Origin of the sequence: Methylophilus sp. 14 (genome assembly GCF_015354345.1) — a bacterium.
In the GTDB taxonomy this organism is placed as follows: Bacteria; Pseudomonadota; Gammaproteobacteria; order Burkholderiales; family Methylophilaceae; genus Methylophilus.
On the sequence record NZ_JADKYS010000001.1, the window covers coordinates 554,615 to 580,190 of the forward strand.

Sequence of the window (25,576 nt, forward strand, 5' to 3'; positions counted from 1 at the left end):
CTTTAGTGGTTAAACAGCAGGAACAGGCTTGCAAATTGCAGTAATACCAGCACGATGATGGCGGTGGTCGCCCATTTTTGCCAGGTGGCTTGCTGGTGCTGGGCGTTGAGCAGGGTGTCTATGCGGCTTTGCTGTTTACCCAGCTCAGTCTGGTTGCGCAGGTATTGTTCAAACAGGCGCGGCATGTCGGCTGCGTGGGTGAGAATATAAGGTAATTCGCGTTTGGCGGATTTGAGCAGGCTGCGCCAGCCGATCTGCTCGCTCATCCAGCGTTTAAGAAATGGTTTGGCGCTTTGCCATAAATCAATATTAGGATCGAGTTCGCGACCCAGGCCTTCAATATTCAGCAGGGTTTTTTGCAGCATGATGAGTTGCGGCTGGATATTCACCCCGAAGCGACGTGACATCTGGAACAGGCTGAGCAGGGTGCGGCCAAACGAAATATCTTTCAGTGGTTTTTCAAAGATCGGTTCGCAAATTGCACGCACCGCAGTTTCCAGTGCTTCGACATTGGTATCTGCAGGCACCCAGCCGGATTCTATATGTGCTACGGCCACATCACGGTAATCGCGGTTAAAAAACGCCAGGAAGTTGCGCGCCAGATAGTATTGGTCAGTGGCTGACAGGCTACCCATAATGCCAAAATCAAGCGCGATAAACTTGCCTTTGTCTGGCCCTTCAGTCACTACCTGGATATTGCCAGGGTGCATGTCGGCATGGAAAAAACCATCACGGAATACTTGCGTGAAGAATATCTCCACGCCCTCATGCGCCAGTTGTGTCAGGTTGATGCCATGTGCTGTGAGGGTGACGGTGTCTCGCACCGGGGTGCCAAACATGCGTTGCATGGTCATGACCTGTTTGTGTGAATAGTCCCAGTACACGCCAGGCACCAGCAAGCGGCGGTCGCTGAAGTTGCGGCCCAGTTGCGCACATTGTGCTGCCTCCAGGGTTAAGTCGAGTTCGTGCTCGGTGTGACGGGCAAATTCGTCCACCATTTCGTCCGGTTTCAGGCGGCGGCCTTCAGTAGAGAGCTTTTTGACCCACCAGGCCAGTGTGCGCAGCAAAGCGATGTCGCGGTGAATAATGGCAGCAATGCCGGGGCGCAACACTTTCACCGCTACTTGTTCGCCACTATGCAGTTTGGCAAAGTGCACTTGGGCCACCGAGGCGCTGGCAACAGGCGTGGTGTTGAATTCTGCGTATACCGTGCTTAGGGGGGCTGCGAATGCCTCTTGAATAATGGCTTCGACTTGCGCATAAGCAAATGGCGGTACTTGGTCTTGCAGTTTGGTGAGTTCGTCAGCCAAGTCTGTTGGTAGTAAATCGCGGCGTGTTGATAGCATTTGGCCGAATTTAACGAAAATTGGCCCTAATCGCTCAAGTGCCAGGCGTAAGCGCACCGCACGCTGCTCGGGCGCATGTCGCCAGAACAATAGTACATTCAGGAGGCGGCAGGCCAGGCTTGGTTGTTCATTGCGGACAAAAAAGATGTCGAGGCGGTACCAGATCAGTACGCCGATAATATGGAAAAAACGTAACCAATGCATGTATTACTGGCTTTCAGAAGAAGCGGCTGCGAGTAGCTTGTTGACTCGCTGTTGCAGGCGGTCGGTATCTTCGCGGAGTTGGTCAACCGCCTGGTTGAATTGCTCAACGCGGGTTTTTTTGGCAATGATGGGTTGCTCTTCTTGCCAGTATTCCACCAGCATTTCCCCCAGGTTTTTGGCCTGGTTTTGCCAGCGCTGTAATTTCTCCTGTCCGATTTGCACGACCTGATAGGCGGCAATGTCGCCGACGACTTTGCTTAAGTCATCTTCAATATCCCAGCGGATGGCAGACAGTATTTTGCCGACCTCTATGCCCAGTGCAGTGTCGCCATCAATTTTAATCAGACTGTGTGCAAGCGGGTCTTGCCGCAGCAGGCGCATGGCCAGGCTGGGTGGCAAGTGGATGGTGGCATCTGCCTCGGCTGAGTCACCGGCCACAGCCAGCTCACCATTGTTTAAAATAGTGAGTGTGGCCTGGGCGACCTTGAAGTCCAGGCGCAGGTTTTTATGGGCGTAAGGCTGTAGCAGCGGAGCCGTCCAGCTGTTTTGCTGCATCAGGTGTTGCAGTACAAATTGAATCAGGGGTTTAAACATGCGTTTAGATCTTGATGCCTTTGTGCAGTGCCACCACGCCAGCGGTCAGGTTGTAATAATCCACTTTGCCAAATCCGGCGTCAGCCATCATCTGCTTCAGGGTTTCCTGGTCAGGATGCATGCGTATGCTTTCTGCCAGGTAACGGTAGCTGGGCTCGTCGTTGGCAATCCATTTGCCAAACTTGGGCAGCAATTTAAATGAATAGGTGTCGTAGAGTTTTTCCAGTGGTTGCCACACTTTTGAAAACTCCAGCACCAGCAGGCGACCACCTGGTTTGAGCACCCGTTGCATTTCACGCAAGGCAACATCTTTATGTGTCATGTTGCGCAAGCCAAAGGCAACGATGACACAGTTAAATGTTTCGTCGGCAAACGGTAGTACTTCCGCATTGCATTGGGTGGCCGGAATGCTCAGCCCTGCATCTATCATGCGGTCACGGCCGACACCCAGCATGGAAGCATTGATGTCGGTCAAAATCACCGTGCCTGGGTTGACAGCAGATTGTGTGCCTACTTTTTTGGCAAACAGGCGTGACAAGTCACCGCTGCCACCGGCAATATCCAGCACTTTGTCGCCTTGGCCAACGCCACTCACATCGACCGCAAACCTTTTCCACAAGCGGTGCATACCCGCTGACATCACATCATTCATGATGTCGTATTTTTGCGCGACCGAATGAAACACCTCGCCGACTTTTTTCTGCTTGTCAGCTTCGGCCACGGTATCAAAGCCAAAGTGGGTGGTTTTTTGCTGATCAGTGTTTTGCTGCATGTGTGGGTTCCTTGCGGGTATGGCCAGCCATGGATAGTTTAGTCACATAGTCTTGCCACAGGCTTTCATAATGCTGTGCCAGATAATAGAGATAATCCCATGAATACAGGCCGGTATTATGACCATCGTCAAATATCAGTTTGATGGCGTATCTGCCAACCGGTTCAATATCGCTAATATTGACGTTTTCTTTGTCCAGTTGCAGCACTTCCTGCCCTGCGCCATGTCCGCGTACTTCGGCCGAGGGGGAGTACACACGCAAAAATTCGCAAGACAGCATGCACTCGGTATGGTTGTCGAAGTGTATTTCCAGCAGGTGTGAGGCCTGATGCAGTTGTATCAGGGTCGGGGTCGGACAATCGGGGTGTAGACCGCTCATAAGATTGAAGAAAGTGGTGGATTAGGTCGTTAACTTTAATTATGCGCATGATAGCAGATGCATGATTGCCGCGCATGGATAGTCTTTGTTGTATCTTATGGTTGATAATTCATTTTATTTGTGAATTAATAGCTATACCTACATGATTTATTTGAACTTTTATTATTTCATGATAGATTACTAAAAAAACAAACCATCATGAATAGGTTACCTAACAATTCTTAAGCAGGTCCTATGGAAAATAACAGACTGGCACAACAATTTGATTTGTACACGCGATGGCGTCAATCGATTGCTGATGTTTTGGGGGAGTATCGGCGCTGGTTGGCCGATAAACAGCTCAGCGATGTGCAAATAGAAGAGCGGATACAGCAGCAACTAAACCGTTTGCGTGAGGATAAGTTAAATGTCGCATTTGTCGCCGAATTTTCGCGCGGCAAATCCGAGTTGATTAATGCGATTTTCTTCTCCGGTTACGGCCACCGTTTGCTGCCATCCGGCGCAGGGCGCACCACGATGTGCCCCACCGAATTGCGTTATGACACCGGCAAGCCGGTCAGTTTGTCATTGCTGCCGATTGAAACCAACAGCCACCAGATTTCCATTAGTGAATACCGCCGCATGCCACAAGCCTGGTCTGCGGTCGAATTTGATGCACACTCCCGTGAAAGCATGGTTGAGGCCTTTAAAGAGGTGAGCCGTACCCGCCGCGTGACTGTCGATGAAGCGCAATCCTTGGGGCTATATAACCCTGACCAGCCCGATGATGCCATGCTGATTGGCAACGATGGCCTGCTTGAAATTCCCTGTTGGCGTTATGCCGTGATCAATTTCCCGCACCCCTTGCTTAAGCAGGGCCTGGTGATTCTGGATACGCCAGGATTGAATGCGATAGGTGCCGAGCCCGAGCTCACCATGAGCATGCTGCCAAATGCGCATGCGGTGTTGTTTATTTTAGGCGCCGATACTGGCGTGACTAAATCTGAAATGGAAGTCTGGCGCCGTTATATCAGTGGTGCGCGCTGGAAGCAAAAAGGCCGTATGGCCGTGCTCAACAAAATTGACGGTTTGTGGGATCCACTGAAAACCGATGATGAAGTGGAAACCGAGCTTTATCGCCAGCTGCAAAATACGGCTGAGTTATTAGGTTTGCCGCGCGACCAGATCTTACCGACTTCGGCACAAAAAGGCTTGCTGGCCAAAGTGAAGGGTGACCAGCAGTTGCTGCTCAAAAGCCGTTTGCTGCAACTGGAAAGAAATCTGTCTGATGAGCTGATCCCTGCCAAGCAGGAGATTGTGCGCGAGAGCATACAGGGCGAAATTGAAGACATGGTGCATCAGTCGCGCATCACGCTGGAAACGCGCTTGCAAAGTGTGCTTGATCAAGCTGATGAATTACGGTGTTTGCAGGGCAAGAATGAAGATGTGATTGCGCAGATGATGCGCAAGGTCAAGCAAGACAAGGTCAATTTCGAGGTCGGTTTGCAGCGTTACCAGGCCTTGCGTAGCGTGTTTTCAGTGCAGTCCAACCAGGTATTCCATCATCTGGGCATGCCTGCGCTCAAAAACAAGGTACGCGAAACCCGCGATACCATGATGAAAGCGGCGTTTACCAAAACCATGCGTCAGGCCATGGATGATTTTTTCAGTGAGCTCAAGCGCCGCATGATGGATGCCGATGTGCATGTGCATGAAATCAAGAAAATGATGGAAGCCATGTATGAGAAGTTTTCCAAAGAACACGGTTTACTGCAAAAAGCACCACCACCATTTTCTACCTCACGCTATTTAAAAGCGCTCAGTAAACTGGAAGCGATTTACCGAGACCAGTTCAATACCACCTTCAATATGATTGCCCACGAAAAACTGACGCTGACCAGCAAGTTTTTTGAAACCCTGGCCAGTCATGTGATTCTCGAGTATGAAGCGGCCAATCGCGATACCGAAAGCTGGCTCAAAGCCGTGATCGCGCCGATGGAAAGCCAGATGCGCGAACACCATGTGCAACTCAAGCGCCGCGTGGAAAGCATCAAGCGTATTTACCAGGCCACTGATACCCTGGAAGAGCGTATTGCCGATTTGGAACAGGTCGAGTTATCGATACGCCAGCAACTGGCAGAGCTGGATCAGCTCAATAACAAAGCCTTGTTTGCCTTGGCGCACGAAGAGGTCATCGTACAAGCTGCCTAAAAAATAGCAGTGATAGAATAGCTGCCATGAAAACAAAAACGGGAGCCTAGGCTCCCGTTTTTGTTATTTGCTTTCCAGCATATAGGTTTTGATTTTTTGCATCGCCTTCTGTTCAATCTGGCGGATACGCTCTGCTGACACATTAAACTCAGCAGCCAGTTCATGCAGCGTGGAGGCATTGCCCTCCGTCAACCAGCGCGCTTGCAGCACACGGCGGCTGCGCTCATCCAGTTGTTGCAAAGCCATGCTCAAGCCTTCGGTTTGCAAATGCTCGTCTTGCAGGTTTTCCAGCAAAGTAGATGGCTCAGGGCCTTCATCTTCCAAAAACGCAATCGGGCTGTACACTTCTTCGCCATCGTCATCCACTTGCGCGTCCAGGGAAATTTCCTGACCGTTCAGGCGGTATTCCATCTCGGTCACTTCTTCCGGTTTCACGTTCAGCTCGGTGGCAATGCGTTGCACGTCATCCTGGCTCAGCGTCTCAAAGCCTTGCTTCATGCTGCGCAGGTTAAAGAATAACTTGCGCTGTGCTTTGGTGGTCGCGGTTTTCACCAGGCGCCAGTTACGCACGATGTATTCGTGAATCTCAGCCTTAATCCAGTGCATGGCAAACGAGACCAGGCGCACGCCACGGTCAGGGTCAAAGCGTTTCACCGCTTTCATCAAGCCAATATTGCCTTCCTGAATCAGGTCAGACTGTGGCAAACCATAACCGCTATAGCCACGGGCAATGCTCGCGACCAAACGCAGATGCGACACAATCAGTGCGCGCGCAGCTTCCAGGTCACCACTTTTTTTCAACTCAGTCGCATAGCTGTATTCTTCTTCAGCCGTGAGCACTGGAAACTGCTTGATGGTACGCAGATATTGATCCAGGCTGTCAGCCGAGGAAACGACAGGTAAAGTTAACGCGTTGATAATAAACTCCTTATTGAAAGAAGATGTTTAAAATGATTTTAGCACTCAAAGCTTGAGAGTGCTAGCCCATTTAAAAGTTCAACTCAATTGGGATGTTCTATGACATAAAAGTTGGTAACTTCTAGGGCAATGATAAGCGGTTACCTACTTAAGAATTTTGGATTCTGGATGGTAAAAAGAAGGCTATTTGTTGATACTTTTGCGGAATTTTTGTATCAAGACGATCATTGTTAGCTAATAGGCCTAATCCATGCTGAGAAAAGGCTTTTAGAGTTCAGCGCATCCTCTCTGAGTATAGGCACCATTCACTGCTATGGGAGGTTTGCAAGAACGCTGGGAACAAACTAAGCGCAAATGATAGAAAGCTACAATTGGGTTGTTAATTATTCAATTGATGATATAAAGGTTGTGGTGTCGGTTGCGGGAATCTTTACAAAGGTACTACGGATTGTTCACAGGGCTCTGTAGACTTATTCAGTCACCACAATAATACTCACTCTGCGATTTTCTGCTCGGCCGGCCTCGGTTGAATTGCTCGCTACAGGTCGCTTGGAGCCAATGCCTCTAACTATGATGCCACTTTTGGGCATTCCAGATTGTATGATGGCGTCAGCGACTGCCCAGGCACGCTGTTCTGAAAGCTCAACATTATAAGATTCTCTACCCGTAGAGTCAGCATGGCCTTCAATGCGCATTTTCTCTAAACCGACCGATAGGAGCGCGATAGTTGTCTTGCTCACTATGAGGCGACTTTTCTCATTGAGCACGGCCTGATTGGTATCAAACAGCAATTTGTCTGCGAAGCTGAGCGCCCAGCCATCTTCGGTATACACAAAACCTTGCTCCTTAAGCGTTCGGACTTGCTTCTGCAGCAGAGTTTCCTGTGGAGGGGTTACAGGGTGAGACTGACAACCTGATAGGCTTAACGAGAGGCTGAATGCCACTATTACATACCAAAGGTTTAAACGAATGTATGAATACAATTTTAGCTTTCTCTTTTAGATTTCGGAAACCCTTGCAATGATATACTGCGCTGGGCTTATGGCTGGCTGTTGATGAGCTCAATCATCATTAACCGATAGCCCAATTGCCGCGACATTGGCCCTTGGCCCTGTACATTGCCTCGTCTGCTGCCGAGAGTAACTCTTGTGCGCTACTCGCATGGTCTGGGTAGAGTGCCATTCCGATAGTCATCGAGCACATAAAGATCTCACCGTTTGGTAGCACAATAGGAGATTGCATCTGATGGACAATTTTCTCAGCAATGTATTTTACATCCTCGGCATGATTTATGTTTTTAATCAGTGCGGCAAACTCATCCCCGCCTAGTCGAGCCACAATATCGCACTCACGGAACTGGCCACTGATGCGCCGCGCCATGATTTTCAGCACTTCGTCTCCAGCCCCATGTCCGTAGGTGTCGTTGACTACCTTGAAGTGATCACCATCCATAAACATGACTGCCACAGCATTGTGGCTAGATATAGCCTCCTGCATGGCTTGTTCAAGTTCGTTTTCGAACACTTTGCGATTGCACAGCCCGGTCAAGCTATCATGATTGGCGTGATAGGCAAGAGTGTCATGTTCACTTTTGACATGGCGCTGCCAGGTTGCGAGTTCATCCATCAGGGCATTAAAGTCTTGGTTCAGTTGATTGAGCTCAGCAATATTTGCCTTAGGCGCGCGCAAACCGAAACTGCGATATTGGCGAACGCGGTGTGCTGTATCGGCCAAAATATTTAGCGGCGCAGAAATCCCCGCATGCATTCGGCGGGAGAGCATTAGTGCCAGTAAGGTACTGAACAGCATGCACGCAATAATGCAACCTATCCCAGTGATCATGTATTCTATTAGCACCCGGCTGTGAGGTGTCAGACGAATGAGACCTATACTGAGATTGTCGTGAGTGACAGGGTATTCATAGGGCTTCGGCATGACGCTGTTTGCCAGCAAACTGTCCGGTCTGAACAAATCGCCTGTATCCGGTCGTTTCCAACTAGCCAATGTTGTGCCATCGCGGCCGGTAATATGTATGACGGCCACATCTTCACGGTTAGCAACCTTGTCCAGAGCCTCTTGCACTGCCAACTTATCATTAAACAACACAGCAGCCTCTACCGTATAACTGAGTGAGCGCGCTACCAGCTGCATATTTTGCGTGGCATAAGCTTGCAAAGCATATATGCCAGCGAAGGTTAAGGCAATGCCGGAGGATATGACGGCAATCAGCGCTACACTCAAGTGCGCACGACACAGTACTTGATCTAGTCTCGGGAGTGATGAGCTAGAAATAGTCATTGTGTAGCCTTACGCTTACCTAGTTTTAGCACATTAGGGTGAACACGCAAACCGCTGCGCGCAATGGTGTCAAGATTGACCTCAAAATAGATATTATCTTCGCGAAATTGCAGGCAGAACATCCCCCCAGCGCTGCACGCAGGCGGAGGCTCACTGATGATGAGTATGGGCTTACTGATGATCTGAGTCAGCAGCGCATCACGCTCACTGATTTCCATAAAGCCAATGTAAGCAATCTGGCATTGATCAAAGGTTTCGGGAGTATGTAGAGCCATCTGACGAATCGAGATGTGGTTACTCATGGGATTGGATGCTATCAGTGCATCCATGTACCGCGTATCGCCGATGATGCACATCTCAAGTTTAGCCGGGGGCGTAGGCCAGCGCGTATAACTGACGATGCCATAGACAATTTGCGCCACTTGTTTGCCACGCATAACCTCATCGCTGGCAGCAGCATGGCTAATCTGGATCGATAGCAGCAGGCAGAACAAACCTAGCCATGCCAACAGCAAAGGCATAGCGCGACACCTCCGTAAATTCGGAAATGGTGATAAACGATAAATGTATATCTCCTAATAAACCAACGTTGTCGAGTTAACTGTCAAGAAGCCACTCTATGTTGATAAATATAATTATCGGCTGAAATCTAAAATCTGCAAACATAATTAAGCTTTTACAAAGTCATTCATTTGAATCTCTTGCACCGGGTCGCAAATGATGAATGCAACTGTATTCCAGGTGTAGAGTGGTTCATGAATCGCTACTCACTTTGTAGACACCTAGCCTTGTTCTGTCAAAGCAAACCTTGCCCATCGTTGATCAATCCACATCTGTCATGTCACCTGCCTAACAGTCTATTAAAGCACTAAGCTGGCTTGCTCTTTTAACATGCCAGTGATTTTTCTGGGTGTGCGACTGACGTGCATTGGTCTATCTCTTCGCGCTGTGAGGGGCTCATATACAGCGATCCCATTGCTGGTTAAGCAGCAACGCATCAGCAAATGACCCTGGAATCAACATAGATCAAATAGCCGTGATTGTTGGTAAGTTGTTGAAATATTTATATAAATTAAGGTGGCATATTTGCTGCTAAAGCTTAAGCGGTATTGCCAATGTTGAAAAATGCGATTGGCGCTGCTTACCACCTTGTGAACTACAGTATTTAGGAACCATAGATGAGTCGTCCCTCAAAAGTCATCCGCTTCAACGCCTTTGAAATGAATTGCGTTGGACATCAATCGCCAGGCTTGTGGCGTCATCCACGCGATCGTGCCTGGCAGTATAAAGACCTTGAATACTGGACCGATCTGGCCAAGATACTGGAGCGTGGCATTTTTGATGCGATTTTTATTGCCGATGTGATTGGCTACTACGACGTCTACAAAGGCAACAACGACCATGCCTTTTTGCAAGGCGTGCAGATTCCGGTGAATGACCCGCTACAGCTGGCCAACCCGATTGCGTTGGCGACCAAACACCTGGGCATAGGCATTACCGCTTCCACCTCATTCGAGCATCCCTATACATTCGCCCGCCGCCTGTCGACGGCAGATCACCACACCCAAGGCCGCGTGGGCTGGAATATTGTGACCTCGTATCTGGAGAGTGGCGCCAAGAACATTGGCCAGGGTGGGCTCAAGCGACATGACAATCGTTATGAAGTGGCCGAAGAATACCTGGAAGTGCTCTACAAGTTATTTGAAGGCAGCTGGGAAGAGGGCGCAGTGTTACGCGACCGTCAACAAGGCATCTTTGCCGACCCCAGTAAAATTCACGAGATCGGCCACAAAGGCAAGTATTTCGAGGTGCCAGGCTACCACTTATGCGAGCCCTCACCACAGCGCACCCCAGTGTTGTTCCAGGCGGGCGCCTCCAATGCCGGTAAGGATTTTGCCGCCCAGAATGCAGAATTGGTGTTTATTTCTACCCCGACGCAAGACACCACCCGCGCTTATGTGCAAGACATCCGTTCACGCGCGGCAGCGGCGGGCCGTGACCCTAGCAAGATACTGATTTATGCGCTGGTGACCATCATCGTCGATGAGACCGACGCCAAGGCACATGCCAAGTTAAAAGAGTATCAAAGCTATGGTTCTTATGATGGGGCGCTGGTGTTGACCTCTGGCTGGACTGGCATTGATTTTGGCCGTTATGCGCCGACTGACAATGTGCGCAAGGTGGAGACCAATGCCATCATTTCCGCGGTAGAGCATCTGGCGGAAGGAGGCAAGACCTGGACCATAGAAGAACTCGCTAAATGGGCCAGTGTGGGCGGCCTGGGGCCGTTGTTTGTTGGTTCTGCGGCCACCGTGGCTGACCAGTTGCAAGCGTGGGTAGAAGTCACGGACTTGGATGGATTCAATCTGGCCTATGCCGTGGCGCATGAAACCTTTGAAGATGTGGTTGAGCATTTGGTGCCGGAGCTGCAGCGCCGTGGCGTGTATGCGACTGAGTACCGCGAAGGCACCTTGCGCGAAAAACTGTTTGGTGAAGGGCCTTACCTGCCAGACACGCATCCAGCCGCGCAATACCGGGATATCGAGCGCATCAAGCAACAGGCGCAGGCGCAAGTGGAGATGCCGGTGCAGGTACTGCGGGAGAAGTCTGCATGACCAGTGCTGACCTCCATGATCACATGCTTGAGGTGAAAGATATTTCACTGTCTTTCCAGGGCGTCAAGGCGATTCACCAGCTCTCATTTGCCGTCAGCCGGGGCGAGATTTGCGCCCTGATTGGCCCGAATGGCGCCGGTAAAAGTTCTTTGCTCAACATCCTCAATGGCGTGTATCAGCCCGACAGTGGCGAAGTGCATTATGAGCACGCGCACTTTAGCCGCCTGACGCCGTTTGAAGCGGCACGGCGTGGCATCGGGCGCACCTTTCAGAATAATGCGCTGTTCGGAAAGTTAGCCGTGATCGACAACATCCTGACCGGTTTATCACGGCATTCACGCGTTAGCGTGCTGGAACAGGCGTTTGGATTGCCGCGGGCACGACGTGAAGCGGCTGATTTTCTGCAACGCAGTGAAGCGGTGCTGGCTTTTCTTGAGTTGCAGCCATACCGGCAGACGCTGGTCGGCAACCTCGCCTATGGCTTGCAGAAGCGGGTGGAGCTTGGGCGTGCGCTGGTGTCCTCGCCCAAGCTGTTACTGCTGGATGAGCCCATGGCCGGGATGAACGCCGAAGAGAAGCAGGACATGAGCCATTTCATACGGAGCATTAACCGCGATCTCGGCACCACGGTAGTGCTCATCGAACACGATATCGGCGTCATCATGGATCTGTCTGACCATGTGGTGGTACTGGATTATGGCCGCAAGGTTGGCGATGGATCGCCCGCTGAAGTACAGGCGAATCCAGAGGTAATTGCCGCCTACCTGGGGTCTGATAATGGCCCGCTGAATACCGTGCATTAGGAGGCATGGCGATGTTATTTCTGGAAACACTCATAGGTGGATTGTTAGCGGGCACCATGTATTCACTGGTGGCCATCGGTTTTGTGCTGATTTACAAGGCCAGTGGCGTATTCAATTTTGCCCAGGGCGCCATCTTACTGTTCTCGGCCTTGTTGCTGGTGACTTTGCATGAGCATGGCGTGCCTTTTGTGCTGGCCGTGCTGATCACGCTGGTGGCGCTGATACTGCTCTCCATACTGATTGAGCGGCTGGTCTTGCGTCCGCTCACCAATCGCAGCCCGATGACCTTGTTTATGGCGACGCTCGGCGTTTCCTACGTGATCGAAGGCGTGGCACAAGGCCTGATGGGCGCCAATGTGCATGCGCTGGATGTAGGCATTGAGGATGTGCCTGTCTTTATCGGCGATCTCATGATCAGCCAGTTTGATTTAATCGCCGCCATCACGGCGGGCGTGCTGGTGGGCGTGCTTGCCTTGCTGTTTAACAAAACCCGCATCGGTATTTCTTTGCGTGCAGTAGCCGACGATACGCGTGCCGCACTGTCTATCGGCATTCATCTCAACCGCATCTGGCAGATCGTCTGGGCGGTGGCGGGGGTGACCGGCCTGGTGGCGGGCATGTTATGGGGCACACGGCAGGGCGTGCAGTTTTCACTGTCGCTGGTGGTGCTCAAAGCCTTGCCAGTTCTGATCATAGGCGGATTCACCTCAATTGGCGGTGCCATTGTCGGTGGCCTGATTGTCGGTGCCGGTGAAAGCCTGGGTGAAGCCTACATCGGCCCCTTGATTGGTGGCGGTATCACGCCTTGGTTCGCGTACTTCCTGGCGCTGGCTTTTCTATTCTATCGACCCGCCGGAATTTTCGGCGAACGTGCTATAGAGAGGGTATAAGCATGTCTGTTAGCACTCAATGCGCATTATTTTCCTTATCGGCTGCTGGTTGGATCACGCGAATGCGTCTACAAGTGGGTCACTGGTTTAGTCATGGCAGAGTCCCCTATGCCTGGTTGGTGTTGAGCCTCGTGGCGGTAGGCGTCCCGCTGGTCAGCGGCGATTATTGGCTGAATGCCATCCTCATTCCCTTCCTGATTTTGTCCCTGGCTGGTCTGGGTTTGAATGTATTAACCGGCTATGCGGGACAGACATCGCTAGGCTCTGGCGGCTTTATGGCGGTGGGCGCATTCGCCACGTATGCCTGCCTGATCCATTTTCAGCTGTCGTTTCTGCTGGCTATTTTTTTAGGCGGTGGCGTAGCCGCCCTGGTTGGCCTGTTTTTTGGCTTACCCAGTGCCAAAATCAAAGGCTTTTACCTGATGGTGACCAGCCTAGCGGCGCAGTTTTTTCTGGAGTGGGTGTTCGTCAAGTTTCCGTGGTTTTATAACTACAGCTCATCGGCGACCATTTCATCCCCGCCCATCACTGTCTTTGGCTGGGCTATCGCCAGTCCGCTCAGCAAGTATTACCTGGTACTGGTTCTAGTGAGCTTCCTGACCTGGGTTGCCGTCAATCTGACGCGCAGTCAGGTCGGCCGCAACTGGATGGCGATTCGCGACATGGATACCGCCGCGGCCGTGATTGGTATCCGTGTGCATCGCAGCAAGATTCTCGCCTTTGCCATCAGCTCTTTTTACCTGGGCATTGCCGGGGCGCTGTGGGTGTTTGCCTATCTTGGCTCGGCGGGCGTACAAAGCTTCAGCCTGCAACGCTCCTTCCAGGTCCTGTTCATCATCATTATTGGCGGGCTGGGCAGTATCAGTGGCAATTTTATCGGTGCGGCATTTATCAGCTTGCTGCCATTGCTGCTGGATTTTCTTGCCCATACCTTTTTTGCCAGGATGGTCGATGCCGGATTATTGCAAAACCTGCAAAAAGTCATCTTTGGTTCGCTCATTGTCTGGTTCCTGATCAAGGAGCCTGAGGGCATTGCACGCTTCATCAGTCATTTGCGTGGCCGCCTTGCCGTCTGGCCACTGCGCTTTTAGTTATTTAACAACAATCTATAGTCAACCATCATCATTAGGAGCTTATTTAAGATGAAACGCCCATTTTTTACGCAATCTTTACTGGCTATCGCGCTGAGTGCCAGCCTTGGCTTAGGCGCCGTGGCAACGGCGTTTGCTGCAGATCAATATGTGCCATTGCCCACCTACCGCGTTGGCCCCTATGCCTCGAGTGGCACCTTGTGGTGGGCGGGCACACTGGATTATTTCCGCTATATCAATGAAGTGGAAGGCGGTATCAATGGCGTCAAAATCAATTACGAAGAATTTGAGACCGAGTGGAGCCCGGACCGTACGGTGGAAGTGTATGAGCGGGTGAAAAAAGGCAAGAACGGCTCACCACTGGCTTTTTTCTTTACGCACAGCACGCCAGCGTCTTATGCCCTGATTGAAAAAGCGGCGGCAGACAAAATCCCGCTGATTGATCCAGCCGGTGGCCGCACCGAATCCACAGACGGCACGGTCTTCCCGTATGCCTTCCCTTTGTTGTTTAACTACTACAGCCAGGCCTCTACCGGCATCAATTTTATCGCCCAGAAAGAAGGTGGCTTTGACAAGCTGAAAGGCAAGAAAATCGTCACTGTCTACCACGATTCTGCCTATGGCCGCGAAACTCAGGCTGCCATCAAGTTGCTGGCAGAAAAATATGGCTTCGAGAATATCCAGATTCCGGTGGCCGATCCTGGCAATGAGCAATCGCCACAATGGCGTCGCGTGCGCGAAATCAAACCAGACTGGGTGTTCCTGCGCACCTGGGGCGTCTCCACGCCTGTGGCCATCAAAACCGCAGCGCGGTTTGGCATCCCGGTAGACCACATCATTGGCGATGTCTGGGCAGGGTCAGAAGCCGATGTGATTCCGGCAGGTGCCGCCGCCAAAGGCTATCAGGCATTGGCGCCTTATCCAGGCGGTGCCAGCTTTGATGTCCACCAGCGATTGAAAAAGCACATTCTGGATGCAGGCAAAAGTGATTTAAAAGATAAAAAATTCTTTGGCTCGGTGTATTACAACATCGGCCTGGTCAATGCCGCCTTGGCAGTAGAGGCGTTGCGCACTGGCTACCAGAAGTTCGGCAACCGCCCGCTCAATGGCGAAGAAGGTCGCTGGGCGTTTGAACACCTGGTGATCGATAACGCCCGCCTGAAAACGATTGGCTTTACCGGGCTGCTGCAACCTATCCAGATTACGGCAAAAGATCATGAAGGCGGTGGCGCTGCGCGTATCCAGCAATGGGATGGCAAACAGTGGCAACTGAAAACCGACTGGATCCAGGCCGATCGCGACACCTTGCGCCCACTGATTGAAGCCAAGGCCAATGCGTATGCCAAGGAAAAAGGCATTACCCGCCGTGACCTGAGCAAGGAGCAGTAATGCCAGGCCATCTGTCTTTCACCGCCGCTGGCCTGGATGCAGACAAGCAGCTGCAACCCATCGCCAGTGACGCGGTGGTGCAGTCAGGGGGCAGCAATCGGGCGGCAAACAATGGCATCCCGTTGCGTGATTGCGCCAAGGAGAAGTAACATGAGTCACGCTAGCAACGCAGCGCAACTGCAACAGGCACCGCCATTACTCAGTGTGGATAATATTGAGGTTATTTACAACGGCGCGATATTGGCGGTGAGTGGTGTGTCTTTGCAGGTGCTGCAGGGCAGCATCATCGCGCTGCTTGGTGCCAATGGTGCGGGCAAAAGCACTACACTCAAAGCAATTTCCGGGCTGGTGCAGGCGGATCGCGCCGAGGTGAGCCGCGGCACGATTTCGTTTGATGGACAGTCCAGTCTGCATGTCCCTGCCAACCAGCGCGTGCAGCAAGGCATCGTGCATGTGCTGGAAGGGCGGCATGTGTTTGCGCACCTCAGCGTCGAGGAGAATTTGATCAGCGGCGCTTTTGTGCGTAAACCCAGTCGCCAGACGGCTAAACAGGGGCTGGAACGGGTGTATACATGGTTTCCACGTCTGAAGGAAAAACGCACATTGCAGGCTGGCTATACCTCTGGTGGTGAGCAGCAGATGGTCGCCATCGGTCGTGCCTTGATGACCCATCCTCGCCTGGTATTGCTTGACGAGCCCTCCATGGGGCTGGCACCGTTGATTGTGCAGGAAATTTTTGAAATCGTCAGTGAGTTGAATGCCAAAGAACAGGTGAGCTTTCTGGTGGCAGAACAGAATATTCCGGTCTCACTCAAGCATGCGCACTATGGTTACGTGATGGAAACCGGGCGGGTCGTGCTATCGGGGACCGCTGAATCACTGCTTAACAATACTGCGCTGAAAGACGCCTATCTGGGTAAGAAAAAATCAAACAGCCGTGCTTGAACAGTCAACCCTCGACATTATTTAGAGGGAGGCATGGGAAACGGATTCGGGAAAATAGGCGGATATTCATGTGGCGGGCAGGAAATCTCACTGACGATGGTGGTCAATGATGTTTTCAGTAAGGGATGCCGCAAAGTCCTTTTTCCTTGGTTAAAACAACGTGCTGAACAAGGCAGGAAAATGCTTTTCAATCAGTTGTAGCGTTTAAATCTGACTGAGGCGGTGCCAGTCTCGTGGACTGGTACCGTCTCGAAATCCCGCACAATAACAGCAATAGCTGACGGTCTCCTTACATGTTCCAAAGAATCCGTTTATTGGCCTGCATCTATTGGGCAGGCCAGTGGCTATCTAGTCACGCCCGCGGCCGCGACCATTGCCGTGTCCATTCCCATTTCCATGCCCGTGTCCACGGTCGTTATCCCAGTCACCGTGATCATGATCATGGTCATATCTGCCACCAGGCCCACCGCCATAAGCGTTATACCGCGGTGCATAGACATTTTGATACCAGCTATCCTGCACAAAATAGACCTGGCGGCCGCAGGCACCATATTGACCACAGTAGCGGCCCCATTTTTTCATGTGGCCGGGCGGCACGCGCAAATACATCGGTGGTTGCACCACGGCCACGGGTGGCGGCTGGATAATCACTGGTTGCGGATAGATCACTTGTGGTGCAGGGTAGGGCTTGCCCAGCACAATTTGTCCATAAAATCCCGGTTGACCGACGCTCACGGCCACACCAACATCCGCTGCGAAGGCTGTGACTGCGCTAGCCATTAATGCTGCACCCATCGCTAATTTTTTCATCATCATTCATCCCTCTAAATTAGGCATCTTTGCCTATACATACGCATGAAGTGTCACGCGTATGCGCATCTTAGAAAATCGGACAATTTGATGACAGTCTCACGATTCTGATCGTCATGTCAGAAAGCGCTGACGACGATGAGAGGTTAAAAAATAGGCTGGCGACCACTTATTTCAGATTGCGAATCGCCATCCAGCCCAGGTCATGCATACACGCCACAAACGCGCGTTTGTAGGTTTGTGTTTTGTAGTCCGGTAAATAATCCGGTCCCAGTTTTTTCTCACAAGCGCCTTGATCCTGTTTGAGCTGATTCGGGAAGGCGCCCATTTTCCACCATGAGTTAATTGAGTATTGCACATCCGGGCCATCGTTGGCTGTAGAGCGGCTGGCGGCTGCCGGTGTTTCTGCAACGGCGACTGGTGCAGCTGGCTGCTTGGCCGACTCAACGGCTTGTGAGGCTGGTTGTGGTGTTTTTGCAACAGCTGCGGCAACCGGTTTTTGCGGGGTCTCTGTTGATAACTCTATAAAAGGACTGGGCTTGGCCTGGCTGGCCTGTTTGTTATCGGTCACTTCTATGGTCGCGAATAAGGGGTCAAAGGCATCGACCGTGGGTTTCTGCCAGCCATGTTCTGCCAGGCACTTGGCCAACTGGTCACCACTGCCGCGGCAAGCCTGGTGCGCGCGGTCTATGTCTTGCTGTGAGCCGCCGCGCTTATAGGAAACCTCGCCGCAGCCTGCTAATAAAGTGCTGAATAGGATGTAAGTTAAAAGACGCATTGCGAGCCCTGTTCTCAATTTGTTATGTGCAGTCTAGCGGTGTTTACCCACCGTCGCCACTACGCAAATTGACGTATTTGTCCTACATGTCCCTCTCGTTAAGCTGAGCGCAAGTTTTGATTAACTGTGTTGGTTTGAATTTAACGAGAAAGGGAGTTTTTGATGATGAACTTGAAAAAATGTGCCTTGCATACAGCAGTAGCAATGGCTTGCGGCCTGGGTGCACAAATGGCAAATGCGGGTGCCACGATTACTTTTGGCGAAGACAAGTATATCAGTGCTGGCTTCGGTTTTATCACCAGCTATTCATCTGTTGAAGATGGTGCCGGTAACGGTAAAGACCGTTCCAGTGACTTTGCGCTGGACAGTGCACGTTTGTATTTGTCAGGTTCATTTAACAAATACATCAAAGGCATGCTGAACACTGAAAAATCCGGTGGTGGCAGTGATGTAGGCAGCAACATTGAAGTGATTGATGCCAACGTACAGTTTCAGTTGACACCTGAAGTGGCCATCTGGGCAGGTCGTTTCCTGTCACCAAGTGACCGCGCCAACATGGCAGGTCCTTACTACTCTATGGGTGGCGGCTACTGGGCAAATATCGCTTCCCGCTACGGCTGGAACGGTGGTGTGATTGGCCGTGACGAAGGTGTGGCGGTTGTTTCCAGCTTTATGGAAGACCATGTTGCGGTTTCTTTCGGTGCATTTGAAGGCGACAAGATTTACCGCTTTAGTGGTGTGAATGCACAGCCAGAGTCCAGGGGTACTAAAGATAACCTGATGTATGCCGGTCGCGTACAGATTGATTTCTGGGATGCAGAGCCAGGCTACTACGGCACAGGCAACTATTTTGGCGCCAAAGACATTCTGGCCATCGGGATTGCAGGTCGCTACAAGAAGGACGGTGCGATCAGTGACATTTCAAACAACCTGGCAGCCACTAGCGCTTACAAAGTGGGTGACTACAAGGCTTACAGCGTCGATTTCTTGTTAGAGAAAAAAGACGTTGGTCCTGGCACGTTCTCTGCCGAAGCCGCGTATTACTACTATGACAATGACAACGTCTTCCTTGCTGAGCAAGGCAAAGCCTATTCTGGTGCGCTGTCTTACCTGTTCCAGGAGCAAGTGGGCTGGGGCAAGTTCATGCCATTTGTTCGCTATCAGAAATTTGACGCAGATGGCACGACGACTATCAACACGGCAGCGAGCTCCATTTTGGTGACTGACAACGTGCGCGGTGGTGGTGATGCCAAGCGTTTTGAAATCGGCACCAACTATGTGATGGCACCGTATAACGCAGTGCTGACAGCCGCTTATGGCAAGGATGATACCTCATCCACTGACAGCACCAATTTCGTCAAAGTCTCCTTGCAGATGCAATTTTAATCGAGACGTATAACCCTTTCTCACCTAACTTTTCTTATTAGGAGATGAGTGACATGAAAACAATAGTGAAGTTGGATTTTGATAAAAAGCCATGGGAACAGGACGGTCAGATTCATAACCGTTGGCACCCTGACTTGCCAATGATTGCTATGGTCAAACCGGGTGACGAGTTCCGTGTCGAGTGCATGGACTGGACCGGTGGCCAGATTGGCAACAATGACAGCGCTGACGATATCCGTGATGTGGATTTGACACAGGTGCACTACCTGAGCGGCCCGATCGGCGTCGAAGGCGCCGAGCCAGGTGACCTGATGGTGGTGGAAATTCTGGATGTCGGCACCTTTGATGACCAGCAATGGGGCTTTAACGGCCTGTTTGCCAAAGAGAATGGCGGCGGTTTTTTAACTGACCATTTCCCTAAAGCCAGCAAGTCCATCTGGGATTTCCATGGTGTCTACACCAGCTCCCGCCATGTGCCAAAAGTACGTTATGCCGGCATCATGCACCCGGGTTTGATCGGTTGCCTGCCATCACGTGAGTTGCTGGACACCTGGAATGAGCGTGAAGCTGCGCTGATTGCAACGGATCCGGACCGCGTGCCAGCATTGGGTCTGCCACCAGAGCCAAAATCTGCAGTGATGGGTCGCTTGTCTGGTGAAGCGGCCAAACAAGCCGCTGCTGAAGGTGCACGTACCGTGCCACCACGCGATCACGGTGGTAACTGCGACATTAAGAACCTGACCAAAGGCTCCAAAATCTTCTTCCCGGTCTACGTGAAAGATGGCGGTCTCTCCATGGGCGATTTGCACTTCTCCCAAGGTGACGGCGAAATCACCTTCTGTGGTGCGATTGAGATGGCGGGTTACCTGGACATTAAAGTCAGCCTGATCAAAGACGGCGTGAAGAAATACGCGATTAAAAACCCGATTTTCCAACCTAGCCCGATCACACCGACTTATCGCGATTATGTGATTTTTGAAGGTATCTCGGTTGATGAGGCTGGCAAGCAGCATTACCTGGATGTGCATGTGGCTTATCGCCAGGCTTGCCTGAACGCGATTGAGTACCTGAAAAAATTTGGTTACAGCGGCGAACAGGCGGTGGCGATTCTTGGGACTGCACCGGTAGAAGGGCATATCAGCGGCATCGTCGATATCCCGAACGCATGTGCGACCTTGTGGATTCCGACTGAGATCTTTGAGTTCGACATTCGTCCGAATGCCGACGGACCGAAGATCATGGTGCCGCCAGGCATAGACGTCGCCCCATCGACTTAATTGTAGACAACGTTTTCATCCAGTCAGGTTTGCTCAGGCAAACCTGCCAAGAAAGGGTACAGATGCCTCTTTACGAATATGAGTGTGATTGTTGTGGTGTGTTTACCGCGCTACGCAAAATGAGTGAATCCAGTTTGCCAGCTGATTGCGAATATTGTGGTGCAGAAAGCCCACGTATTTTGTCGGTGCCCAAACTGGCCATCATGGACAAGCATCAGCGGTCCGCGCATGAACGTAACGAGAAATCTGCGCATGAGCCGCGCAGCGCCCGCCGCTCCAGCTGTGGTTGCACAGGGTCACATACCTGTAAAACCACCACCAAGGTGAATGAGGAGACTGGCAAACTGCCAATGCAAATGCAAACCAAGAAAACAGCACGGCCCTGGATGATCGGACACTAGTCCGATCTCTGAAGAAACATTATTCAGTATTTGTATTTAATTGATTTATCCATAAAGGAGAAGATGTAATGAGTACCTTAAACAGACGAGGTTTTATGAAAGGCGCATTGCTGGGAGCTATGATGGCCGCAGGCCTCATCAGCGGTCATGCTCTGGCAGCAGATTATCCGACAGCCAAAGTAAACACGACAGGGTTGGCTGTGACCGACACCACCGTGAAAGTAGGTATTCTGCATTCCGCCACCGGCACCATGGCGATCAGTGAAACTGGTTCTATCCAGGCTGAAAAACTGGCCATTGAACAGATTAACGCCATGGGCGGTATCCTGGGTCGCAAGATCGAAATCGTGCAGGAAGACGGTGCGTCTGACTGGCCAACTTTTGCTGAAAAAGCGAAGAAACTGCTGGAAAAAGACAAAGTGGCTTCTGTGATGGGTTGCTGGACATCTGCTTCCCGTAAAGCCGCGTTGCCAGTGTTTGAAAAAGACAACGGCTTGCTGTTCTACCCGACCTTCTATGAAGGCTTGGAACAGTCCAAAAACGTATTCTATACAGGCCAGGAAGCGACACAACAAATCCTGGCAGGTTTGGACTGGATCGCCAAAGAGAAAAAAGCCAAGACGTTCTACCTGATCGGTTCTGACTACATCTGGCCACGTACCTCCATGAAAATTGCCCGTAAGCACATCGAGCAACATCTGGGCGGCAAAGTGGTGGGTGAAGAGTACATCGCTTTGGGCGACACCCAGTTCGGTTCTGTGATCAACAAAATCAAACTGAAAAAACCTGACGTGATTTACGCAGCCGTTGTGGGTGGCAGTAACGTCGCCTGGTTCAAACAGTTGAACGCGGCTGGTTTGAACTCCAGCAAGCAAACCATGTTAACCATCTCTGTGACCGAAGATGAAGTATTGGGCATTGGCGGTGAAAACCTGGCTGGCTTCTACTCAGCCATGAAGTACTTCCAGTCTCAAGACAATGATTCAAACAAGAAATTTGTTGAAGCCTTCAAAAAACGCTGGGGTAAAGATGCTGTGATCGGCGACGTGACTCAAGCGGCTTACCTGGGCCCATGGTTGTACAAGGCTGCGGTTGAGCGTGCAGGTAGCTTCGACGTAGACAAGGTACAAGCGGCATTGCCAGGTTACGAGTTCAAAGATGCACCAGAAGGTCCTGTGACTGTTGAAGCTAACCATCACCTGACAACCAAGCTGCGTATTGGTCAATGGGGTAAAGATGGCCAGGCGAAAGTGGTTTACACCTCTGGCTACATCAAACCTGATCCATTTCCAAAAGGCTACCAATAAACCGGTAGTGGCTTAAATGCCTGAGCGGTAGCCGGAGAAAATCCGGCTACCGTTTGGCGCAAGTAGTAAAACAATTCCAGGTAGTAAACAACGTTAAGAGAAGTAGCATTTTAAGGAGACCGATATGTTTGGTTATTCGATGGCAGATATAGGCAATATTGTGGTGATGCAGGGCTTTTCGGGCCTGAGCATGTTTACAGTGTTGCTGCTGATGGCTCTAGGTCTCGCGATTATTTTCGGGCAGATGGGGGTGATTAATATGGCGCATGGTGAGTTTATGACCATAGGCGCATACACCACCGTGCTTATTTCCAAAGTGGCTGCTAATTATGGTTTCACGGATTATTACTTCGTGTTCGCCATTGCAATTGCCTTTGTGCTGGCATTTGCGGTTGGTTACTTTATTGAATTCATTATGATCAGGCATCTCTACAAGCGGCCGCTGGATACCTTGCTGGCGACCTGGGGCTTGAGCCTGGTCATGCAGCAAATCTTCCGCTCCAGCTTTGGCGCCAAAGAGGTGAGTGCCGAATTGCCAGAATGGATGCTGGGTTCTTTCAATCCGACTCCGGATATCGATATCCCGATCAACGGTGTGTTCGTCATGGTGCTGGCCGCGCTGGTGACCTTCGGTGTCTATATGTTCATGTTCAAGTCGCGCTGGGGCCTGCGTGTACGCGCCACCGTGCAAAACCGTACCATGGCTGGCGCGGTGGGCATTAACACCGCCAAAGTCGACCGTGTGACCTTTGCGCTTGGTTGCGGCATTGCCGGTATCGCTGGTGCAGCATTTACCACGATTGCTTCTACCGGCCCGACCACAGGCACCTTGTACATTGTGGACAGCTTTATGGTGGTGGTATTTGGTGGCGCAGCCAGCATCGTGGGGACGATTGCCTCCGCCTTCGGTATTGCCCAGGCGCAATCTGTCCTGCAATTCTTTATGACCAGCTCCATGGGTAAGGTCTCTACCTTGCTCGTTATCGTCACCATCCTGATGATGAAACCGGAAGGTCTGTTTGCCTCCAAACTGCGTAAATAAAAAGGTTGGCGACGCGTGAGCAGGTTTCTCATACGTCGCCATAAGTAAATAGACGTATTAATTGTTTACCACCTACGCAATAAAATTGACGCATCAATAGAGGAGAAATCTTGATGACATTATGGGAAAAAATGAAAGCCAGCCCTTTGATGGGGGGTAAGGAAGGAGTGATAGGCCTGGCTGTGCTGGCGGCTGTCATCTTCGTTGTGTTGCCACTGGGCGTAGATATCTTCCGCCTCAACCTGATTGGTAAATACCTGACTTACGCCTTTGTCGCGGTCGGCCTGGTCATGTTGTGGGGGCATGGTGGTATCCTGAGTTTAGGCCAGGGTATCTTTTTCGGCCTCGGTGGTTATGCGATGGCGATGTTCCTCAAGCTGGAAGCCTCTGACCCGCTGAGTACCAAAATCCAGTCTACGCCAGGCATCCCTGACTTTATGGACTGGAACCAGCTCACGGCTTTGCCATGGTTCTGGGAGCCGTTCAAGAGCTTGCCATTCACCATCTTTGCCGTGCTGACGATTCCGGCGCTGTTTGCCTACATTATCGGTTACGCCATGTTCAAGCGTCGGGTGGGTGGGGTATATTTCTCCATCATCACACAAGCGATCGCCTTGATCCTGAGTATTCTGATTGTCGGTCAGCAAGGCTACACCGGTGGCGTGAACGGCATGACAGATTTACGCACCATGCTGGGCTGGGATATCCGTACTGACTCTGCCAAATACATCTTGTACTTTGTGAATGGCCTGTTGTTGTTTGGCGCGATTTTCCTGTCTAAATACATCATGAGCAGCAAGTTCGGTATGTTATTGCTGGCGATGCGAGACAAAGAAGAGCGTGTCCGTTTCTCCGGTTACGACGTCTCCAATTTCAAAATCTTTATCTTCTGCCTGGCTGCCATGATGTCTGCCGTCGGTGGTGCGATGTTTACCTTGCAAGTGGGTTTTATGTCGCCGTCCTTCGTCGGCATCGTGCCTTCGATTGAAATGGTGATTTTCTGTGCGGTCGGTGGGCGTGCATCCCTGATCGGTGCGGTGTATGGCACCTTGCTGGTGAACTACGGTAAAACCGTGTTCTCCGAGACTTACCCTGAAATGTGGTTGTTCCTCATGGGCGGTTTGTTTATCTCGGTGGTGATGTTCTTCCCAAGCGGCCTGGCCGGTATCTGGGATAAATATGCGACCAAATATGGCTGGTTCAAGGACAAGGCTGAGCCTGTAAAAAAGCCTGAGGTAAGTACTTCTGAGGGTGAAGCACAAGCAGTACTTACCGAGACAGCCCCTGAAACAAGCATGGCCACTGACTCGGCCGCTAAAAAAGCAACACGCAAGAAAGCAGACACTACGCCTGCAATCGACAGCAACAAAATGAGAGGAGCAGAAGCATGAGTAACACAGACTTCGTCTTGGCTGTAGAAGATTTAACCGTCTCCTTCGATGGCTTTAAAGCGGTGGATAGCCTCACCATGTATATCGACAAAAATGAACTGCGTGTGCTGGTGGGACCTAACGGTGCTGGCAAGACGACCGTACTGGACCTGATTTGCGGTAAAACCAAATCGACCTCGGGCTCGATCAAGTTTAATAATACCGAGCTGACGAAATTGTCCGAGCACGAGATTGTACGTTCCGGTGTTGGCCGTAAGTTCCAGAACCCGTCGATTTACGAAAACCTGTCGGTGTACCAGAACCTGGAAGTGTCTTATCCCAAAGGCCGCGGCGTGTTTGGCAGCCTGACCTTTAAACGCACCAAAGAGGTCGAAGACCGTGTGCGCAAAGTCGCTGAGGACATCATGTTGACCGAGTTCCTGGACATGGAGTCTGCCTTGCTCAGCCACGGCCAGAAACAATGGCTGGAGATAGGCATGCTGTTGATGCAAGAGCCAGAGTTATTGATGTTGGATGAGCCAGTGGCGGGTATGAGTGCCAAAGAGCGCGACCAGACAGCTGAGTTACTCAACCGCATCTGCCAGAACCGCTCGGTGATTGTGATTGAGCACGACATGGAGTTTGTGAAGAAAATCGCACACAAAGTCACTGTGTTGCATCAGGGCAAGATCCTCGCTGAAGGGCCGATGGAAAAAGTCCAGAGTGACGAAAAAGTAATTGAAGTCTATCTGGGTCATTAATTGAATTAGG

26 protein-coding genes are annotated in these 25,576 nt (G+C 51.2%); 16 read left to right on the forward strand and 10 right to left on the reverse strand.

Annotated features, from left to right (window positions below; translation table 11 throughout):
* Positions 1-2 precede the first annotated feature (2 nt).
* The 4 genes from ubiB to INP78_RS02785 are packed head-to-tail and all read right to left on the reverse strand — an operon-like array spanning position 3 to position 3,295.
* On the reverse strand, positions 3-1,550 hold the full coding sequence (gene ubiB / locus INP78_RS02770; RefSeq protein WP_194740658.1) for a ubiquinone biosynthesis regulatory protein kinase UbiB: 1,548 nt from the start codon (positions 1,548-1,550) through the stop codon (positions 3-5).
* Positions 1,551-1,553: 3 nt separating this feature from the next.
* Positions 1,554-2,144 carry an SCP2 domain-containing protein gene (locus INP78_RS02775; RefSeq protein WP_194740659.1) on the reverse strand — a complete coding sequence of 197 codons (591 nt, stop codon included), beginning with the start codon at positions 2,142-2,144 and terminating at the stop codon, positions 1,554-1,556.
* A gap of 4 nt (positions 2,145-2,148) precedes the next feature.
* The gene (gene ubiE / locus INP78_RS02780) at positions 2,149-2,916 is read right to left on the reverse strand and encodes a bifunctional demethylmenaquinone methyltransferase/2-methoxy-6-polyprenyl-1,4-benzoquinol methylase UbiE (RefSeq protein ID WP_194740660.1); all 768 of its coding nucleotides are present in this window, start codon (positions 2,914-2,916) and stop codon (positions 2,149-2,151) included.
* Complete coding sequence (locus INP78_RS02785) at positions 2,900-3,295, reverse strand: gamma-butyrobetaine hydroxylase-like domain-containing protein (protein ID WP_194740661.1); 396 nt, start codon at positions 3,293-3,295, stop codon at positions 2,900-2,902. Before INP78_RS02785 ends, ubiE begins: the two co-directional genes overlap by 17 nt.
* A gap of 234 nt (positions 3,296-3,529) precedes the next feature.
* On the opposite strand from INP78_RS02785, the gene INP78_RS02790 reads away from it, so the two are divergent.
* On the forward strand, positions 3,530-5,485 hold the full coding sequence (locus tag INP78_RS02790) for a dynamin family protein (RefSeq protein WP_194740662.1): 1,956 nt from the start codon (positions 3,530-3,532) through the stop codon (positions 5,483-5,485).
* A gap of 63 nt (positions 5,486-5,548) precedes the next feature.
* Here INP78_RS02790 and rpoH read toward each other — a convergent pair whose 3' ends face one another.
* The 4 genes from rpoH to INP78_RS02810 form a co-directional block, all read right to left on the reverse strand.
* Complete coding sequence (gene rpoH / locus INP78_RS02795) at positions 5,549-6,406, reverse strand: RNA polymerase sigma factor RpoH (RefSeq protein WP_194741109.1); 858 nt, start codon at positions 6,404-6,406, stop codon at positions 5,549-5,551.
* Between the two features lie 467 nt (positions 6,407-6,873).
* Positions 6,874-7,236 carry an OmpA family protein gene (locus INP78_RS14525; protein ID WP_368667961.1) on the reverse strand — a complete coding sequence of 121 codons (363 nt, stop codon included), beginning with the start codon at positions 7,234-7,236 and terminating at the stop codon, positions 6,874-6,876.
* Between the two features lie 238 nt (positions 7,237-7,474).
* On the reverse strand, positions 7,475-8,644 hold the full coding sequence (locus tag INP78_RS02805; protein ID WP_228522617.1) for a diguanylate cyclase: 1,170 nt from the start codon (positions 8,642-8,644) through the stop codon (positions 7,475-7,477).
* A gap of 53 nt (positions 8,645-8,697) precedes the next feature.
* Positions 8,698-9,222, reverse strand: a complete 525-nt coding sequence (locus tag INP78_RS02810) for a YfiR family protein (RefSeq protein ID WP_228522618.1) — start codon at positions 9,220-9,222, stop codon at positions 8,698-8,700.
* 657 nt (positions 9,223-9,879) lie between these two features.
* Between INP78_RS02810 and INP78_RS02815 the strand changes: the two genes are divergently transcribed.
* The 8 genes from INP78_RS02815 to INP78_RS02850 all read left to right on the forward strand — a co-directional run bounded on the left by INP78_RS02815 (position 9,880) and on the right by INP78_RS02850 (position 16,635).
* Positions 9,880-11,316 (forward strand): LLM class flavin-dependent oxidoreductase, encoded by a 1,437-nt coding sequence (locus INP78_RS02815; protein ID WP_194740665.1) that lies wholly within the window; start codon positions 9,880-9,882, stop codon positions 11,314-11,316.
* A complete protein-coding gene (locus INP78_RS02820) occupies positions 11,313-12,119 on the forward strand; it encodes an ABC transporter ATP-binding protein (RefSeq protein WP_194740666.1) in 807 nt (268 codons plus the stop codon). The genes INP78_RS02815 and INP78_RS02820 overlap by 4 nt, the downstream gene beginning before the upstream one ends.
* Before the next feature lie 11 nt (positions 12,120-12,130).
* Entirely contained in the window at positions 12,131-13,009 is an 879-nt protein-coding gene (locus INP78_RS02825) for a branched-chain amino acid ABC transporter permease (RefSeq protein ID WP_194741111.1), read from the forward strand.
* A 62-nt stretch (positions 13,010-13,071) separates the two neighbouring features.
* Positions 13,072-14,100, forward strand: a complete 1,029-nt coding sequence (locus INP78_RS02830) for a branched-chain amino acid ABC transporter permease (RefSeq protein WP_194740667.1) — start codon at positions 13,072-13,074, stop codon at positions 14,098-14,100.
* 51 nt (positions 14,101-14,151) lie between these two features.
* Complete coding sequence (locus tag INP78_RS02835) at positions 14,152-15,489, forward strand: ABC transporter substrate-binding protein (protein WP_194740668.1); 1,338 nt, start codon at positions 14,152-14,154, stop codon at positions 15,487-15,489.
* Positions 15,489-15,638: a hypothetical protein gene (locus tag INP78_RS02840; RefSeq protein WP_194740669.1), complete on the forward strand. Its 150-nt coding sequence runs from the start codon at positions 15,489-15,491 to the stop codon at positions 15,636-15,638. Before INP78_RS02835 ends, INP78_RS02840 begins: the two co-directional genes overlap by 1 nt.
* A 1-nt stretch (position 15,639) precedes the next feature.
* On the forward strand, positions 15,640-16,434 hold the full coding sequence (locus INP78_RS02845; RefSeq protein WP_194740670.1) for an ABC transporter ATP-binding protein: 795 nt from the start codon (positions 15,640-15,642) through the stop codon (positions 16,432-16,434).
* Between the two features lie 33 nt (positions 16,435-16,467).
* Positions 16,468-16,635, forward strand: coding sequence for a hypothetical protein (locus tag INP78_RS02850; RefSeq protein ID WP_194740671.1), 168 nt, complete (start codon positions 16,468-16,470; stop codon positions 16,633-16,635).
* Between the two features lie 147 nt (positions 16,636-16,782).
* On the opposite strand, the gene INP78_RS02855 is transcribed toward INP78_RS02850, so the two are convergent.
* Together INP78_RS02855 and INP78_RS02860 are read right to left on the reverse strand one after the other, a co-directional pair.
* Positions 16,783-17,244, reverse strand: coding sequence for a hypothetical protein (locus INP78_RS02855; RefSeq protein ID WP_194741112.1), 462 nt, complete (start codon positions 17,242-17,244; stop codon positions 16,783-16,785).
* Positions 17,245-17,413: 169 nt separating this feature from the next.
* Positions 17,414-18,022, reverse strand: a complete 609-nt coding sequence (locus INP78_RS02860; RefSeq protein WP_194740672.1) for a hypothetical protein — start codon at positions 18,020-18,022, stop codon at positions 17,414-17,416.
* A 162-nt stretch (positions 18,023-18,184) separates the two neighbouring features.
* Here INP78_RS02860 and INP78_RS02865 point away from each other — a divergent pair, with 162 nt between their 5' ends.
* The 7 genes from INP78_RS02865 (at position 18,185) to urtD (ending at position 25,566) form a co-directional block, all read left to right on the forward strand.
* Positions 18,185-19,408, forward strand: coding sequence for a porin (locus INP78_RS02865; RefSeq protein WP_194740673.1), 1,224 nt, complete (start codon positions 18,185-18,187; stop codon positions 19,406-19,408).
* A 53-nt stretch (positions 19,409-19,461) separates the two neighbouring features.
* Complete coding sequence (gene fmdA / locus INP78_RS02870; protein WP_194740674.1) at positions 19,462-20,685, forward strand: formamidase; 1,224 nt, start codon at positions 19,462-19,464, stop codon at positions 20,683-20,685.
* Positions 20,686-20,747: 62 nt separating this feature from the next.
* On the forward strand, positions 20,748-21,086 hold the full coding sequence (locus INP78_RS02875; protein WP_194740675.1) for an FmdB family zinc ribbon protein: 339 nt from the start codon (positions 20,748-20,750) through the stop codon (positions 21,084-21,086).
* A 68-nt stretch (positions 21,087-21,154) separates the two neighbouring features.
* A complete protein-coding gene (gene urtA, locus INP78_RS02880) occupies positions 21,155-22,393 on the forward strand; it encodes an urea ABC transporter substrate-binding protein (protein ID WP_194740676.1) in 1,239 nt (412 codons plus the stop codon).
* Positions 22,394-22,517: 124 nt separating this feature from the next.
* Entirely contained in the window at positions 22,518-23,435 is a 918-nt protein-coding gene (gene urtB / locus INP78_RS02885; protein ID WP_194740677.1) for an urea ABC transporter permease subunit UrtB, read from the forward strand.
* Positions 23,436-23,548: 113 nt separating this feature from the next.
* On the forward strand, positions 23,549-24,826 hold the full coding sequence (gene urtC, locus INP78_RS02890) for an urea ABC transporter permease subunit UrtC (protein WP_194741113.1): 1,278 nt from the start codon (positions 23,549-23,551) through the stop codon (positions 24,824-24,826).
* Positions 24,823-25,566, forward strand: a complete 744-nt coding sequence (gene urtD / locus INP78_RS02895) for an urea ABC transporter ATP-binding protein UrtD (protein WP_194740678.1) — start codon at positions 24,823-24,825, stop codon at positions 25,564-25,566. Before urtC ends, urtD begins: the two co-directional genes overlap by 4 nt.
* Positions 25,567-25,576 lie beyond the last annotated feature (10 nt).